The sequence below is a fragment of the Saccharothrix luteola genome, assembly GCF_020859565.1.
In the GTDB taxonomy this organism is placed as follows: domain Bacteria; phylum Actinomycetota; class Actinomycetes; order Mycobacteriales; family Pseudonocardiaceae; genus Actinosynnema; species Actinosynnema luteola.
The window spans coordinates 128,866-144,041 of the sequence record NZ_JAJHUO010000027.1 but is presented as its reverse complement, the minus strand read 5'-3'; the positions used below and the strand labels follow the sequence as shown (position 1 = coordinate 144,041).

Below are 15,176 nucleotides of genomic sequence, written 5' to 3'. Positions count from 1 at the left end.
CCAGCTACCCCCGTGGCCGCGGCCTAACCTCCTTCTCAACGACAACGATCCCGGCCCGCGCCCGCCGTTCGCGCGGTGGCGCGGAATAGGTGAAAAATGTATGACGACCCCGCGGCCGGTGTTTCGGCCGCAGGGTCGTCGTGGTAGTCGGTTGATTATCCGGTCAGCCGGTCAGAACGAGAAAACGGTGCCCGTCTCCTGCTCCATCACGCACCGGTTCGGGAATTCCTGCACGTACTGCACGGGAGTGCCGCGCCACGAGCCGAACGCGACCGCGGTCACCGGCCGGTAGTCGAAGGTGCACACCTGCGGCTCGGTGCCCGCCAACTGCGTGAAGTCGCCGTCGGCGGCCTCGATCTCACCGCACGCCGCCTGCGCCGCGCGGTGGTCACCCGCCGCCGGGTCGCAGGTCAGCCGGGTGCTGTCGACGCCGGTTTCCTCCTGGTAGACCGCCAGCACGAGGTCCGTCTCCGGTGGCGCGGCCGACGCCGTGCCGGTGGCGATCAGCGGAGCGGCCAGCAGGCCGGACGCGAACAGGGAAGCCATGAGGGTTCGTGTTCGTCGCATGGCCCCGGGGTGACCCGATCGGGTGGCACGTATTCGGTCGGATTCCCATCTCACTGGGATGTCGTAATCTGTGAATTAACGTTTCCACTGCGCCGGGAATGGCTCACCAAGTGGGTCGCGCGCTGATCCCGCCGTCCACCACCAGGTCATTCCCGGTGATCCACGACGCCATCGGGGAGGCGAGGAAGACGCAGGCGTCACCAACGTCCTCGGGTCGACCGAGCCGACCGAGCGGCGCGGCCCTCGTCCACCGCTCGACCCCGTCGGGCCAGTCGTCGGCCAGCCCGGGACGGTCGACGAGGCCGGGGGAGACGGTGTTGACCCGGATGCCACGCGGCCCGTACTCCAGCGCGGCCGACCGCGCGTGCATGATCAGGGCGGCCTTGGACGCGCTGTAGTGCGCGTGCCCGGCGGCGGGGCGCGTGCCCTCGATCGAGGCGATGTGGGTGACCGAACCGCCCGCCGGCAGCACCTCCGCGGCGGCCTGCGTGCAGCAGAACGCGCTGGTGAGGTTCACGTCCACCACCGCGCGCCACTGCCCGGCCGTCATGCCGGGCAGTTCCTGCACCGGTTGCACGCCCGCGTTGTTGACCACCGCGTCCAGCCGACCGCCCCACTCGGCCGCCTCGCGCACCAGCCGCCGGCACTCGTCCTCCTCGGCGAGGTCGGCCCGGATCCCGACCGCCCGGCCGCCGCTCGCGGTGATCTCCGCGACGAGCGCCGACACGTCACTTCGCCGGCTGTGGGCCACCACCGCCGCACCGGCCTGCGCGAACCGCACCGCGATCCCGTGCCCGATGAGCCCGCCGGCCCCGGTGACGAGCGCGACCGTGTCGGCGAGAAGTCCTGTCACGGGCACGGAGAGTAGCGCTGCGCGCGCATCAGGTCATCCGGAACACGGGGCCGCGTGGCCGGAACGGGAGGCGCGCGCCCTTCGGCACCAGGAACGCGTGCTCCCGGCGCACGCGGACGTAGTCGCACCGGCCGTCGGTGATCACCAGGATCGGGCCGTCGTCGGGGAAGTCGGCCGCACGCTCCAGCAGGTCGACGCCGGGCTGGAGGATCGTGCCGCCGCGGCCCCGCACCCGCACCCGGCCCGCGATCTCCTCCACCGCCACGTACCCCGCGTCGTAGGCGACCGCGTCGCAGAACACCACCCGCGCCGCCGGGACGTCCCGGGCCAAGGCGTACGAGGCGATGGCGCCCAGCGCCTTGCCGAGCACCTTGGGGTCCATCGATCCGGACGTGTCCAGCACGACGCCGAACGTCGACCGCCGCTCGAGCTCCTCCGGCCGCACCCAGCCCGGCCGGGGGATGTGCGGCGTGGCGGACTGGCGGCGCGACGCGCGGGCGTACGTGCGGCGGCGTCCGACCGACGGCACGTGCTCCTCGAACCACCGCGCCAGCCGGGCGTCCCAGTCCAGCGCCGGCTGCTCCAGGGCGCGGATCTCCTCCACCAGGCCCGCGGGCAGCAGGCCGCGCTCGGTGGTGTGGTAGCTCAGGCCGGTCAGCAGGGCACGGCGGTAGAACGCGTCCAGGTCGGCGGTGTGCCGGGGCACCCGGGCGGGATCGCCGAGCAGGTCCGAGCCGCGACCGCGCAACGTGGCGAGCTTGCGGTAGCGGCGCAGGTCGGTGGTGATCCGGTCGTACACCGACTCCACCGACAGCCCGGCCAGCTCGGGGTCGTGCAGGACGCCGTCCGGCGCGACGCCGACCCCCATCTCCACCAGCCAGCCGTTGACGACGAAGTCCGCGGCGACGTTCCACAGGTACGGGTCGCGCCCGTCCGCGCGGTCGCCGTGGCGCAGCGCGGCGTGCAGCATCTCGTGCGCCAGCACGAACCGCCACTCCGCCCGGGACAGGTGGGCGCGGGGGTTGACGTAGATCTCGCCGACCGACGCGTCGACCGCGGCGATGGAGATGTCCCAGGCACGCGCCAGGTCCGCGTCCGCGACCACCTTCATGCCCGACGCCAGCGCGCCGAGCAGGGGGTACGACGAGACGAACCAGCTCAACGCCAGCTCCCACACCGAACGCGCCGGACGTGGGTCGGTGAGCTGCCTGCGCGCGCCACCGGCGATGTCCACCGCCGCCACTGCCGCGTTCGCGAGGCCGGCGGCGAACCGGTCGGTCCACCGGGTGGGGTTCGGGCCGGGAGGCGTCACGTCGAGGCAGTCGAACTCCTCCCACGAGTCCGGCCGCCTGCCGAGCTTCACCGCCGCCTGGAACTCCACCACCTCGCGGCACGCGACCACGTCGAAACCCAGGTGCAGCAGGCAGTGCGCGAACACCCACACCCACTCGTCGCGGTCGGCGATCCGGGTAGGGTGCGCGTGCAGGCGGCCGTTGGTCCCGATGGTGGCCCACGGCCGGTCGCCGTCGCGGACGACGGTCGCCCTGATCGCCATCGGCTCGAACAGCGGGTGCCTCCGGGTGAGCTGCCACGCGTCGGCGAACGCCTGCGCGCCCGGGTCGACGCGGGCCCGCTTCACGCGCGTGCGGCGACCAGCCGGGGCAGGTCGCGGGTCACTTCGACGAGGAACCACGCGGGCAGCACGGAGTTGCCGTGCTCGTCGGCCGCGATCACCATCTGCGCGATCTCCAGCGACAGCTCGGCCAGCTCCACGAGCAGCGCCTTGCCCCGGTGCGCCAGGAGCTTGCCGTTCGCCGGCGCGTGCGCCTTGTCCGCGGGCAGCTCCTTGACCAACCGCACCCGGAACGCCTCGGCCAGGAAGTACAGCAGGTCGCGGTCCTCGGGCGCGTGCGGCCAGCGGACGTCGCCGCGCAGCACGGCCTCCAGCCCGTACGCGTGCCGCACGGTCTTCACGTACGCCTTGAACGTCGACGCGTGCGACGACGTGAGCGTGCCGAACGCCAGCACGCCCAGCACGTCGTCGGTGACGTCGTCGCCGTACGAGTGCAGCGCGTCGGACAGCATGTGCCAGCCGCGCGGCGTGGAGAACGGCTCCTCGACCTTCGGCGGCGCGCTCCAGAGGTGGTCGGGCCGCTGGGTCAGGTAGTCCAGCACCCATGGGTGGATGCCCGCGCCGCCGGCCCAGGCGAGCCAGTCCTTCGGCGACGCCGTGAGGTGGACGTGCACCATGCGGTTGACCAGCGCCGAGGCCATGGGCCGGGCGAGGGCGTTGTCGGTGGCCCGGTTGCCCGCGCCGATCACCACCGAGCCCTCGGGTAGCTCGTAGGCGCCGACGCGGCGGTCGAGGATCAGCGAGTAGAACGCCTTCTGCACCTCGGGTGAGGAGGCGTTCAGCTCGTCGAGGAACAGGCAGTACGGCTCGTCGCGGGCGATCGACTCGGGCGGCGCGAACCGCGACCGGCCGTTCACGAGCTCGGGCACGCCGATCAGGTCCTCGGGCGCGAGCTGGGTGCCGAGCAGCGTGACGCAGTCCAGGCCGAGGGATTCGGCGAACTCGCGCACCAGGGAGGACTTGCCGATGCCCGGCGCGCCCCACAGGAACACCGGGCGCACGACGGCGACGTGCAGCAGCACCTCGGGGAGCTGCACGGGAGTCACGGCCACGGCACTGCGCATGCCGGGAAGAATCCGCGTTCCGGCGGGGAAAGTCGATCTGTTTTCGCGCCGGGAGGCAGGGCGACCGACCCGGGGTGAACGCCGGTCGGACGGATGCCCCAGACCGGCACGAGCGGGCCGTGCGGGGCGAGTCGGGCCGGTCAGCCGCGTGCGCCGCCGAGGAGTTCGACCAGGACGCGGGCGCGTTCGGCCCGCCCGCGTCCGACGTACACCCTCACGGCGTGGCTCCACCACAAGCGCATGAAGGCGGACCGGCGTTGCGGCCCGTGCGCCGTCGCCGCCAGCACTCGCCGTTCGCGGCCGAGGTCGTGGTGGTCGAGGGCGAGTTCCAGCACCCGGAGGTAGTGGCCCACCGCCACCTCGTCGCGACCCCGCTCGCGCGCGAGCTTGCCCAGCAACAGCAAGGTGTCGACCTCGCCGCGCCAGTCCTTGAGGCGTCGGTCCAGCTGCAACGCGGCCGTCAAGTGGGCATCGGCGCCGCGCGGGTCCCCGGCCCTCCTGAGCACCGCGCCGAGGCGCCTCCGGGCCAGGGCCTCGCCGACCGGGTTGCCGGCCTCACGACTGACCGCGAGCAGATCGCCGTAGTGGGCACGGGCGCTGTCGTCGTCGTGGCGCTCCCACGCCAGCTCTCCGCTGTTCCTCAGCGCGTAGACCACGTCGAGGCGGTTGCCCACCGACCGCGCGGCGGTGAGCGCGATCGGGAACAGCACGTCGCAGTCGTTCAGGTAACCGTGCAGGAGCAGGAAGTCGGACAGCCCGAACACCAGGCGCATCGCCGACTCCGGTCGGCCGAGCTTGTCGGCGAGCAGGGCCACCCGGACCAGGGTGCCGCGCTCCGACTCCAACCACCGCGCGTACCGGCCCGACGAGTCCATGACGTTGCGCTGCTCGACCACCGCGATGTAGTAGGCGAGCAGGCGCACCTCGGCCGCCGCGCGTTCGGGTTCGTCGACCGCCTGCTCCTCGGCGTACAGGCGTAACAGGTCGTGGTAGCGGAACCACCCCCGTCGTTCACCGGGTTCGAGCATGTGCGCCCGCCGCAACGAGGTCAGCAGCTTCGCGGCGTCCCTCTCGCTCAGATCGGCCAGGGCCGCCGCGGCGTGCGTGCTGACCTGTTGGCCGGGGTCCAACGACACCATGCGGAAGAGCCGTGCCTCGTCCGGGGTGAGCCGCTGGTAGGACAGGTCGAAGGCGGCGCGGACGCCGAGGTTGTCGCCGAACGAGAGCTCGCTCAGCCGGGTGACGTTGTCGCTGAGCGCTTCGGCCAGCTCGGCCACCGGCTGGTCGGGGTCACCGGCCAGGATCGCGGCCACGATGGTGAGCGCGAGCGGCAGGTTGCCGCAGAGCCTGATGATCTCCTCGACCGCCTCCGGCTGGCTCGTGACGCGGTTGTCGTGCGGGTTGGCGGCCCGCAACGCCGTGCGCACGAACGCCTCGGCCTCGCCCTGCTCCAGCACGCCCAGGTCGATCAGCCGCGCGCCGGTGATGTCGGCGAGCGTGTGCCGGCTGGTCACCAGCACGCGGTGGTCGGCCGAGGGCAGCAGCGGCCGGATCTGCAACGTCGAGGACGCGTTGTCGAGGACCACGAGCGTCGGTTCGGCGTGGTTCAGCATCGAGCGGTACAAGATCTCGCGACCCGCTTGGTCCGGGGGGATCTGCTCGTGCGGCACGCCCATCGCGCGCAGGAGCGTCGCCAGCGCCACCTCGGGGTGCACGGCGTGGTGCGGGTCGTAGCCCCGCAGGTCGAGGAAGAACACGCCGCCGGGGAACCACTCCTTGGCGCGGGCGTCGTGCGCCGCACGGATGACGAGGGTCGTCTTGCCCACGCCCGCCAGGCCCGCGACCACGGAGACGGCCGGGGCGGTCGAGTCGGGCTCCAGGATCGCGGCCAAGGCCCGCAGCTCCACGTCGCGCCCGGTGACGGGGCCGATCGGCGGCAGGCCGGACCGGGCGTGCGACGCGCCCGGAGCGAGCACCACGTCCCGTGCCTGGATCAGGGGGCCCGACACCGTGCCGCTCACGTCGTTGTGCGTATCGACCACGAGGCTTTCTACACCACGCGGTGACCGGCCGACCGGTCAACCGCCGCACCGGCTGCCGGCGATCGAGGGGGAGTTCGCCGCCGCTCAGACCGGCACGAGTGGGCTGTGGGGAGCGGCGGGCAGTTCGACGCGGATCTCGTCGCCGGGGCGGATCTCTCCGCCCACGAGGACGATCGACATGATGCCCGCCTTGCGGACCACGTTGCCGTGCTCGTCGCGGCCGACGACCTCCTTGAGCAGGCCGTCCTGGAACGCCTCGATCTGCGGGCACGGGTTGCGCAGGCCCGTCACCTCGACCACGGCCTGGGCGCCCAGGTGCAGGCGGGCGCCGGTCGGCAGCGCGAGCAGGTCGACACCGCGCGTGGTCACGTTCTCGCCCAGTTGGCCGGGCTCGACGTGGAAACCGGAGGCGTTCAGCTCGTCGTGCAGCTCGGCGTGCATCAGGTGGACCTGGCGCAGGTTCGGCTGCGTGGGGTCGCGCCGGACGCGTGAGCGGTGCTTCACCGTGACGCCCTGGTGCACGTCGCCCTCGACGCCGAGCCCGGCGAGCAGGGTGATCGAGTCCTGGTTGGGCTTGGTGAACGTGTACTCCCCGCTCCGGCTCACGGCCGTGATCGTCCCCATGCGCCTGACCCTACCGAAGTAAGACTTTCGGGTGCCGCGGCGATATGAGTAGCGCACACCTTTCTGGGGACGATGGTGAAGATCATGGATGACGAGTTGAACCACCGGGCACGCGCACTGCTGCGCGCGATCGCCGCGGGACGCGCCGAGGTGACGCGCAGCAGCGAGCCGGACCTGAAGGTCGACGGGCTGCTGTGCAGCGACCAGTGCGCGGCGCGGGAGCTGGCGCACGCCGGGTTGCTCCGCCCGGCGCAACGCGACGGGGCCGGGCCGTGGGTGCGGGCCGAGCTGACGGCCGCGGGCCGTGCGGTGCTCTCCTGACCCGGGTCGTGGTCTACGCCCGAACGGGGCGCGCCTGACCGGCGTCCTGCGCTTCCCGACTCTTGACGCTGCGTGCACGGAGCGGTTGACTGCGTGTCCGTAACCGGTTTCGGTACCGGTTCCGGGGTCGCTGTCGACCGGAGTCGAGGAGTGCACTGTGCGAGTCACGATCGCCGAAGTCGCCCAACGCGCCCAGGTGAGCAAGGCGACCGTGTCCCGCGTCCTCAACGGCAAGCCGGACGTCGACGCGGCGACGGCGGCACGCGTGCGCCAGGTGATCGCGGACGTCGGGTACGTGCCCAGCGCGCGTGCGGTCGGGTTGGCGCGCGGGCGGGCGAGGACGGTGGGGATGCTGGTCCCGTCGTTGACCTGGCCGTGGACCGGTGAAGTGGTGCAGGGTGCGGTGGACGAGCTGGAGGCCGAGGGGTACGGGCTGCTGCTCTACACCGTGAACCGGGGCGCCGAGTCGTTGGCGCAGTTCGCCAGCCACGTGTCCGCGAAGGCGTTCGACGGGCTGCTGGTGATCGAGCCGCCGGACACGTTGAGCTACATCGAGACCTTGCACGACCAGGGGCTGCCCGTCGTGATGATCGACGACCGGGGCAGCCGGCCCGGGTTCCCGTCGGTGTGCACGACGAACCGGGAAGGCGCGCAGGCGGCGGCGCAGCACCTGGTCGCGGCCGGCCGCACGGGGTTCGCCGTGGTGACCGGGCCGGCGAACTTCGGGTGCGTGCGGGAGCGGTTGGACGGGTTCCTGGACGCGCTCGGGGACGCGGGCGTGCACGTCGACCCGCGGCTGGTGGTGGAAGGTGACTTCGGCACCGACCGCGGCGCGGTGGCGACCGAGAAGCTGATGGCCACCGGGTTGCGCTTCGACGCCGTCTTCGCGCAGAACGACCTGTCCGCGCTCGGCGTGATCAGGGCGCTCACCGCCGCCGGGCGGAAGGTGCCCGACGACGTCGCGGTGGTCGGCTTCGACGACATACCGATCGCCGCGCACGCCGAGCTGACGACGGTGCGCCAGCCGATGAGGGAGATGGGCGAGGCCGCCGCGCGCCTGCTGCTGTCCCGGCTCGAAGGCGCGGCGCCGACGCGGGAACCGGTCGTCCTGCCCACGACCTTCGTCGCCCGCCGCACGGGCTGATCGGCGTTTTTCGTCGTCGAGGACACGTTTCGGCTTAACGGCAGGGCTTCCCGGGTACCACCCCCGTGATCGTCAAGGGACGAAACGACGTTGGGAGCCGACATGCCTTGGGTTGAAAGACATCGTCGCCGCCTGCCGCACAGCTGGTTCCGCACCACGTCGGTGGAGCGGCACTACCGCAGGTCGCCCGCGACCATCCCGACCGTGATCGCGGTGGTCCTCGCGATCATCCTGGTGATCGTGCTGTTCTGACCCGGTGTTCATGTCCGACCCGGTGTTCATGCCCTGTTGATGGCGGCCGGTGTTCACTGGCGCCTCCTGGCAGGGAGGGCGTCGGTGAGGGTGCTGGACCGGTCCCGCCGGAGGTGCGCGGCGACGAGGTGTGCCGCGCCGTGCCGTCGTCGAACGGTGGCAGGGCGCGGTGCGCGTGCTGACCGGCGCGGTGGACGTGCGGTCGCGCGTAGCGGGGCTGGACCTGGGCGCGGACGACTACCTGCCGAAGCCGTTCGCGTTCGAGGAGCTCGTGGCCAGGGTGCCGGCGCCACGGCACCGGTCGGGCCCCGCCGCCCCGCCGGGGTGGCCGCGACCGCACCGGTTCGGGCGCGGGCCGTCGTGGACACGATCATGGCCGCGCACGGCGGTGCCCTGCGCCTCCAGCCGCGCGAGGGTGGCGGAATCGTTGCCACGGCGGCATTTCCGTTGAAGTCCTGTTGATGTCGGCTTTCGCCTCGCCGGCGAGCGCGGTCGTGACGGTGTTCAAGGTGACTGACGACGTCGGCACCTCGCCGTGGGTCGCGACCACCGAGACGGTCGTCATCAAGGTCGGCGTGCCGGTCGGCGCTGAAGGTCGTGGTGCACGACGCGGCGTGACCCGGGCCTGGCCCGGCACTACGACCGGGTGCCCGACCAGGCCGCCCACAGCTCGGCGTAACGGCCGCCCGCGGCGAGCAGCTCCTCGTGCGTGCCGCTCTCCACGACCCGGCCCGCGTCCATCACGACCACGCGGTCCGCCGTCACGGCCTGGGTGAGGCGGTGGGCCACCAGCAGGCCGGTCCGCCCGTCCAACGCCCGCGCCGCCGCCTCCTCCAGCTCACGCGCGCCCGCGCTGCCCGCGTCCGCGGTCGCCTCGTCCAGGATCGCCACCGGCGGGTCGGCCAGCACGAGCCGGGCCAAGGCCAGCTGCTGCGCCTGCGCCACGGTCAACCGATGCCCGCCCTCGCCGACCACGGTCTCCAGGCCCGACGGCAGCGCGGAGGCCCAGCCGAGCGCCCCGACCCGCGCCAACGCCGCCGTGATCTCGTCGTCGGTGGCCTCCGGGCGGGCCAGCCGCAGGTCGTCGGCCAGCGGACCGGCGAAGACGTGCACCTCCTGGGTGATCAGCGCGACCGACCGCACCGCCGACGCCAGCTCCACGCCGCCGATGCCGATGCACCCGGTGGTCGGCTCGTGCACGCCCGCGATCAGCTTCGCCAACGTGGTCTTGCCCGCGCCGGAAGCGCCGACCAGCGCGACCCGCTCACCGGCGGCCAGCTCCAGGTCGACGTCCCGCAACACCGGATGACCGTCCACATAGGAGTAGGAGACGCCGGCCAGCTTGATCGTGGTGTCCGCCGGCCGCACCCGGCCCTCCAGCACGGGCATCGGCTCGTCGGACACGCCCACCAGCCGGGACAGCGACGCGGTGGCGGCCTGCGCGTCGTCGGCCAGCGCCAGGGCGGCGTTGATCGGGTTGAACAGGCTGTGGAAGTACAGCGCCGCGGCGGTTGCCGTGCCCACCGACGCCGAACCGGCGCCGACCAGCCAGAACCCGGTCACCAGCACGCCGGCCAGCCCGATGAACTCGGCCGCGTTCAGCCGACCGTAGAACCGGGTCAGCAGCCGGATGCCGCGCAACGCCAGGTCCACCGCCGCCTGCGACCGCGACCGGACCTGCGCCACGTGCGCCGAGGCCAACCCGAACGTCCGCACGGTCGCCGCACCGCCGATGGAGTCCAGCAACTGCTGCTGCTGCACGCCGACGGCCACGCGCTGCGCCGCGTACAGCTTCACCGCACGCCCGCCGTACCAGCGCACGGTGTGCACGTGGATCGGCATCGCCAGCAGCACGGGGATCAGGAACCGCCAGTCCAGCACCGCGATGCCGACCACGGTCAACCCGATGGTCAGCGCGGAGCGCGCCATCACCGGCAGCGCGTTGCGCACCGCGTCGGCGATCACCTGCACGTCCCGCGTCACCCGGGAGGTGAGGTCGCCGGAGCCCGCCTTCTCCACCCGCTCCAACGGCAGGTGCAGCGCGCGTTCCACGAACTTCTCGCGCAGGTCGGCGAGCATCCCCTCGCCCAGCCGCGCCACCAACGACGTGCCGAACGCCGTCGACACGCCCTGGACGACCGCGACCAGCACCAGGACCACGACGAGCCACGTGATGGCGGACGACCCCGCGCCCACCACGTCCACGATCCGACCGAGTACGGGCGCGGTGAGCAACCCGACCGCGGTGCCCGCCAGCAGCACCAGCGGCGCGCCCAACGCCAACGCGCGGCGCGGTCGCACCAGTTCGCCGACCGCGGCCCAGGTCCGCGCGCCGGACGCGGTCGCCAACAACTCGCGCATCAGCTCGACACCGCCAGTTCGGTAGTTGTGGTCGGGAGGTGGTCGGCGCCACGGGTCGTCGGGCTCGTGCCCATCAGCTCAACACCACCAGTCGGTAGTCCTCGTCCGCCACCAGGTCCGCGTGCGTGCCATCGGCGACCACCGCACCGGAAGCCAGGAACACCACGCGGTCCGCCGCCGCCAGCAGCGCCGGGCTCGTGGCCACCACGATCGTCGTCGACCCGGCCCGCACCCGCTTGATCCCGGCGGCCAGCGACACCTCCGTCACCGCGTCCACCGCGGTCGTCGGGTCGTGCACCACCAGCACCGGGGGAGCGGCGGCCAGGGCACGCGCCAGCGCCACCCGCTGCCGCTGGCCGCCCGACAGCGACCGGCCACGTGCCGAGATCACCGTGTCCAACCCGTCGGGCAACGCCCGCACCACGTCGTCCACCCGTGCCGCGTCCAAGGCTTCGTGGAGCCTCGCCCCACCGGCCGCGACGTTGTCCCGCACCGACCCCTCGAACAGGTCCGCGTCGTGCGCCGCGACCAGCACCGCCGCCCGCAGCGCCGAACCTTCCACAGTGGACAGCGGCACGCCGTCCAGCGCCACCGTGCCGCCGGAGGGGTCCACCTCCCGCGCGAGCACGGCCAGCAAGGACACGGCGTCCGCCGGATCACGCGCCACCACACCGAGCAGCTCGCCGGGTGCCGCGGTGAACGACACGCCGCGCAACGACCCGGACACCACGTCGGTCAGCTCCACCCGCCCGGCCACCGGCGTCGGCAGGGACGACGAACCCGGCGGCACGTCCGGGGGAGCGGCCAGCACCTCGGCGACCCTCGCGGCCGACGCCCGGCCCTGCGCCAGCAGCCCGTTGACCCACGAGAAGATCGACAACGGCCACAGCAGGAACTGCGCCAACCCGACCGCGGCCACCAGCTGGCCGACGGTGATCGTCCCCGACGCGGCCAGGTGCCCGCCGACCAGCGCCACGATCGCCAGGAACACGCCGGTCATCGCCAGCATCGACCCGTCCAGCCACGCCCGGGACCCGGCCGCGCGGATCGCGGCCTCCATGGACGACCGGCTGGTCACCCGGTACCGCCGCGCCGCCGTGGCCTCCGCGCCGATGCCCTTCAACGCCCGCAGCCCGGCGACCAGGTCGGCCGCGACCCCGGACGCCAGCGCGGCCCGGTCCTGCTCGGCGTCGCTGCGCCGTTCGAGTGGTTTGCCGAGCACGTGCGCCAAGCCGAGCAGGACCGGCGCGGCCACCAGCACCAGCAGCCCGAGCACCCAGGACACCCGCAGCAACGCCACCGCGCCCACCAGCACGCCGATCACCGCGGAGAAGGCGATGGGCAACGCCAGGTTCACCTGCCCGACGCGCTGCGCGTCGCTGGTCGCGATGTTCGCCAGCTCCCCGGACAACCGGCCGTGCGCCGCGCCGCCGTCCGCCGACAGCACCCGCGCGGCCAACGTCGACCGCACCTCGTGCGCGGCCTGGTGCGACGCCTTCTCCCCGCTGCGCAAGGAGAAGCGGAAGCTCAACGACAGCGCCACGAACACCGCGGCCAGCACGCCGATCCAGAGCACCAGCCGCTCGCTCGCGCCGGTGCGCACCGCCTCGTCGATCACCACGCCGATCAGGAGCGGCACGGCGGCCTCACCGGTCTGGTGCGCCGCGCCGAGCGCCGACGCGACGGTCACCGACCTCCACTGCCCGGTCACCGCGCCCTTGAGGACGTCGGTCCTGAGGTCGGTTTTCACCCCTGTGCCCGCCTTCCGCTGAGTGCTAGGTGAGGCTACCCTAATCAGAAGAGAGGCCTGGATCACTCCCGCGGAGGATCAACTTAGGTTAGGGTAACCAAAGTTCGATCACGCCTTGTTCTCGCACCGATGGGACAGCCATGCCACAGCCACCAGTCTTCGACGTCCTCGGCGTCGGCTTCGGGCCGTCCAACCTGGCCCTCGCGATCGCCGTCACCGAGTACAACGCCAACGCGCGTGCCGAAGACGTGGTGACCGCCCACTTCCTGGAACGCCAGCCCCGGTTCGGCTGGCACCGCGGGATGCTGATCGACGACGCGACCATGCAGGTCTCGTTCCTCAAGGACCTGGTGACGCTGCGGAACCCGAACAGCACCTTCACCTTCCTGAGCTACCTGCACAGCAAGGACAGGCTGGTCGACTTCATCAACCACAAGAACCTGTTCCCGCTGCGGGTCGAGTTCCACGACTACTTCGAGTGGGCCGCCGGCCGCGTCGACGACCTGGTGTCCTACGACCACGACGTGGTGGACGTGCGGCCGGTGGCCGAGGACGGCGTGATCACGCACTTCGACGTCGTCTCGCGCACGTCGACGGGTGAGGTGGAGGTGCGCCGCGCCCGCAACCTGGTGCTGGCCACCGGCCTGCGCCCGGCCCTGCCCGAGGGCGTCCGGCCGTCCGAGCGGGTCTGGCACAACCGGGACTTCCTGCACCGCGTCGAGTCGCTGGCCGACCCGCGCCGGCTCGTCGTGGTCGGCGCCGGGCAGAGCGGCGCCGAGGTCACCGCGTTCCTGCACGAGCGGTTCCCGACCGCCGAGGTCTGCGCGGTGTTCGCCCGCTACGGCTACAGCCCGGCGGACGACAGCCCCTTCGCGAACCGGATCTTCGACCCGGCCGCCGTCGACGACTACTTCGCCGCGCCCGAGCAGGTCAAGCGCAAGCTGATGGACTACCACGGCAACACCAACTACGCGGTGGTCGACAACGAGCTGATCGCCGAGCTGTACCGGCGGGTCTACCGGGAGAAGGTGCTGGGCGAGCAGCGGCTGCGGCTGCTCAACCTCTCCCGCGTGGCCGAGCTGGACGACCGCGGTGACGGTGTGGTCGTGACCGTCGAGTCGCTGAGCACCGGCGCGCGCGACGTGCTCGACGCCGACGCGATCGTCTACGCCACCGGCTACCGCGAGGCCGACCCGACCGGGCTGCTGGGCGAGCTGGCCGGGCGCTGCGCCCGCGACGCGCACGGCAGGCTCAGCGTCGGCCGCGACTACCGCCTGGACACCGACGACGACCTGCTGGCCGGCCTCTACCTCCAGGGCGGCACCGAGCACACCCACGGCATCTCGTCGTCGTTGCTGTCCAACACCTCCGTGCGGGTGGGGGAGATCCTCCGGTCCGTGCTCGGCCGCCGCACGACGGCAGTGCCCTCGCCGCCCGAATACGCGATCAGCGTCTCACGGGTGAGCTGAAACGCCTCGCAGTTTGTTAGGTTACGCAAACCTAACCTGGTACAGCGGCGCGCCGCCGCGCCTCCGAAAGGGAAACCCTGTGATGTCCACGAAGTTCAAGCTGGTCGCGGCCGTGTCGGCCGCAGCGCTGGCGCTGGCCGCCTGCGGGGGCGGCGGCGACGCCGGCTCCGGCGGGACGAGCCCGACCAACGCGGCCTCCACCGGCGCGTTCCCGGTCTCGGTCGAGCACAAGTACGGCACCACCGAGATCAAGAGCGAGCCGAAGAAGGTCGTCACCCTCGGCCTGTCCGACCAGGAGCCCGTGCTGGCCCTGGGCGTCAAGCCGGTCGGCGTCGTGGACTGGTTCAAGGAGCGGCCGTTCGGCAACTGGCCGTGGACCAAGGACCTCTGGGGCTCCACCCAGCCGGAGATCGTCGGCGAGCGCGACGAGTACAACCTGGAGAAGGTCGCCGCGCTCAAGCCCGACCTGATCCTCGCGGTCTACTCCGGCATGAAGCAGGAGCAGTACGACACGCTGTCCAAGATCGCGCCCGTGGTCGCGCAGCCCAAGGCGTTCCCGGACTACGCCGCGCCGTGGCAGGACCAGACCCTGCACATCGGCAGGGCGCTGGGCAAGGAGAAGGAAGCGCAGGCGCTGATCGACGGCGTGGCGAAGAAGTTCGGCGAGGCCAAGGCCGCGCACCCGGAGTGGGCGGGCAAGACGATGGTGGTGGCCGACAGCTTCAAGCCCGGCCAGTACTCCGCGTTCGCGCCGACCGACCCGAAGGCCATCTTCATGAAGGAGCTGGGCTTCACCCTCGTCGACGAGATCGGCAAGCTCGCGGGCCAGATGAACGTGGCGGAGTTCAGCGAGGAGCGGTTCGACCTGCTCGACGCCGACCGCCTGGTGTGGATCATGTTCGACCAGAGCGCCTGGGACCGGATCAAGTCCGTGCCCGCCTACCAGCGGCTCAAGGTCGTCAGCGAGAAGCGCGACCTGTTCCTCACCTACATGGACCCGCCGATCGGCGCGGCCATGTCGTTCAACACGGTGCTGAGCGTGCCCTACGGCATCGAGCAGGTCGTGCCGCTGCTCGAAGCGATCAAGAACTAGTCG

14 protein-coding genes are annotated in these 15,176 nt (G+C 72.2%); 6 read left to right on the top strand and 8 right to left on the bottom strand.

What is annotated here, in order from left to right:
• Positions 1 to 171: 171 nt before the first annotated feature.
• The 6 genes from LNK82_RS33785 to LNK82_RS33760 all read right to left on the bottom strand — a co-directional run bounded on the left by LNK82_RS33785 (position 172) and on the right by LNK82_RS33760 (position 6,783).
• Complete coding sequence (locus LNK82_RS33785; protein ID WP_230570972.1) at positions 172 to 546, bottom strand: SSI family serine proteinase inhibitor; 375 nt, start codon at positions 544 to 546, stop codon at positions 172 to 174.
• Positions 547 to 670: 124 nt separating this feature from the next.
• A complete protein-coding gene (locus LNK82_RS33780; RefSeq protein WP_230570971.1) occupies positions 671 to 1,420 on the bottom strand; it encodes an SDR family NAD(P)-dependent oxidoreductase in 750 nt (249 codons plus the stop codon).
• Between the two features lie 28 nt (positions 1,421 to 1,448).
• Complete coding sequence (locus LNK82_RS33775) at positions 1,449 to 3,059, bottom strand: vWA domain-containing protein (RefSeq protein WP_230570970.1); 1,611 nt, start codon at positions 3,057 to 3,059, stop codon at positions 1,449 to 1,451.
• Complete coding sequence (locus tag LNK82_RS33770) at positions 3,056 to 4,117, bottom strand: AAA family ATPase (protein ID WP_230570969.1); 1,062 nt, start codon at positions 4,115 to 4,117, stop codon at positions 3,056 to 3,058. The genes LNK82_RS33775 and LNK82_RS33770 overlap by 4 nt, the downstream gene beginning before the upstream one ends.
• Positions 4,118 to 4,257: 140 nt before the next feature.
• Positions 4,258 to 6,138: an ATP-binding protein gene (locus LNK82_RS33765; RefSeq protein WP_230570968.1), complete on the bottom strand. Its 1,881-nt coding sequence runs from the start codon at positions 6,136 to 6,138 to the stop codon at positions 4,258 to 4,260.
• Positions 6,139 to 6,243: 105 nt separating this feature from the next.
• Positions 6,244 to 6,783 (bottom strand): MOSC domain-containing protein, encoded by a 540-nt coding sequence (locus LNK82_RS33760; RefSeq protein ID WP_230570967.1) that lies wholly within the window; start codon positions 6,781 to 6,783, stop codon positions 6,244 to 6,246.
• Between the two features lie 84 nt (positions 6,784 to 6,867).
• Here LNK82_RS33760 and LNK82_RS33755 point away from each other — a divergent pair, with 84 nt between their 5' ends.
• The 4 genes from LNK82_RS33755 (at position 6,868) to LNK82_RS48420 (ending at position 8,951) form a co-directional block, all read left to right on the top strand.
• Complete coding sequence (locus tag LNK82_RS33755; RefSeq protein WP_230570966.1) at positions 6,868 to 7,104, top strand: hypothetical protein; 237 nt, start codon at positions 6,868 to 6,870, stop codon at positions 7,102 to 7,104.
• A gap of 157 nt (positions 7,105 to 7,261) precedes the next feature.
• Positions 7,262 to 8,248 (top strand): LacI family DNA-binding transcriptional regulator, encoded by a 987-nt coding sequence (locus LNK82_RS33750; protein WP_230570965.1) that lies wholly within the window; start codon positions 7,262 to 7,264, stop codon positions 8,246 to 8,248.
• Between the two features lie 102 nt (positions 8,249 to 8,350).
• Positions 8,351 to 8,500, top strand: a complete 150-nt coding sequence (locus LNK82_RS33745; RefSeq protein ID WP_230570964.1) for a hypothetical protein — start codon at positions 8,351 to 8,353, stop codon at positions 8,498 to 8,500.
• Positions 8,501 to 8,630: 130 nt separating this feature from the next.
• On the top strand, positions 8,631 to 8,951 hold the full coding sequence (locus LNK82_RS48420; RefSeq protein WP_372470714.1) for a hypothetical protein: 321 nt from the start codon (positions 8,631 to 8,633) through the stop codon (positions 8,949 to 8,951).
• Positions 8,952 to 9,136: 185 nt separating this feature from the next.
• Here LNK82_RS48420 and LNK82_RS33735 read toward each other — a convergent pair whose 3' ends face one another.
• The gene (locus tag LNK82_RS33735) at positions 9,137 to 10,864 is read right to left on the bottom strand and encodes an ABC transporter ATP-binding protein (protein ID WP_230570994.1); all 1,728 of its coding nucleotides are present in this window, start codon (positions 10,862 to 10,864) and stop codon (positions 9,137 to 9,139) included.
• A 70-nt stretch (positions 10,865 to 10,934) separates the two neighbouring features.
• The gene (locus LNK82_RS33730) at positions 10,935 to 12,611 is read right to left on the bottom strand and encodes an ABC transporter ATP-binding protein (RefSeq protein ID WP_230570963.1); all 1,677 of its coding nucleotides are present in this window, start codon (positions 12,609 to 12,611) and stop codon (positions 10,935 to 10,937) included.
• Between the two features lie 140 nt (positions 12,612 to 12,751).
• Between LNK82_RS33730 and LNK82_RS33725 the strand changes: the two genes are divergently transcribed.
• Both LNK82_RS33725 and LNK82_RS33720 read left to right on the top strand, forming a co-directional pair.
• On the top strand, positions 12,752 to 14,080 hold the full coding sequence (locus LNK82_RS33725; protein ID WP_230570962.1) for a lysine N(6)-hydroxylase/L-ornithine N(5)-oxygenase family protein: 1,329 nt from the start codon (positions 12,752 to 12,754) through the stop codon (positions 14,078 to 14,080).
• An 82-nt stretch (positions 14,081 to 14,162) separates the two neighbouring features.
• On the top strand, positions 14,163 to 15,173 hold the full coding sequence (locus LNK82_RS33720) for an iron-siderophore ABC transporter substrate-binding protein (RefSeq protein WP_230570961.1): 1,011 nt from the start codon (positions 14,163 to 14,165) through the stop codon (positions 15,171 to 15,173).
• Positions 15,174 to 15,176 lie beyond the last annotated feature (3 nt).

Excerpts from the sequence above, each read along its gene's own strand:
- LNK82_RS33785 (WP_230570972.1), bottom strand. The coding sequence starts at position 546 with ATGGCTTCCCTGTTCGCGTCCGGCCTGCTGGCCGCTCCGCTGATCGCC.
- LNK82_RS33770 (WP_230570969.1), bottom strand. The coding sequence starts at position 4,117 with ATGCGCAGTGCCGTGGCCGTGACTCCCGTGCAGCTCCCCGAGGTGCTG.
- LNK82_RS33760 (WP_230570967.1), bottom strand. The coding sequence starts at position 6,783 with ATGGGGACGATCACGGCCGTGAGCCGGAGCGGGGAGTACACGTTCACC.
- LNK82_RS33755 (WP_230570966.1), top strand. The coding sequence starts at position 6,868 with ATGGATGACGAGTTGAACCACCGGGCACGCGCACTGCTGCGCGCGATC.
- LNK82_RS33745 (WP_230570964.1), top strand. The coding sequence starts at position 8,351 with ATGCCTTGGGTTGAAAGACATCGTCGCCGCCTGCCGCACAGCTGGTTC.
- LNK82_RS33725 (WP_230570962.1), top strand. The coding sequence starts at position 12,752 with ATGCCACAGCCACCAGTCTTCGACGTCCTCGGCGTCGGCTTCGGGCCG.
- LNK82_RS33720 (WP_230570961.1), top strand. The coding sequence starts at position 14,163 with ATGTCCACGAAGTTCAAGCTGGTCGCGGCCGTGTCGGCCGCAGCGCTG.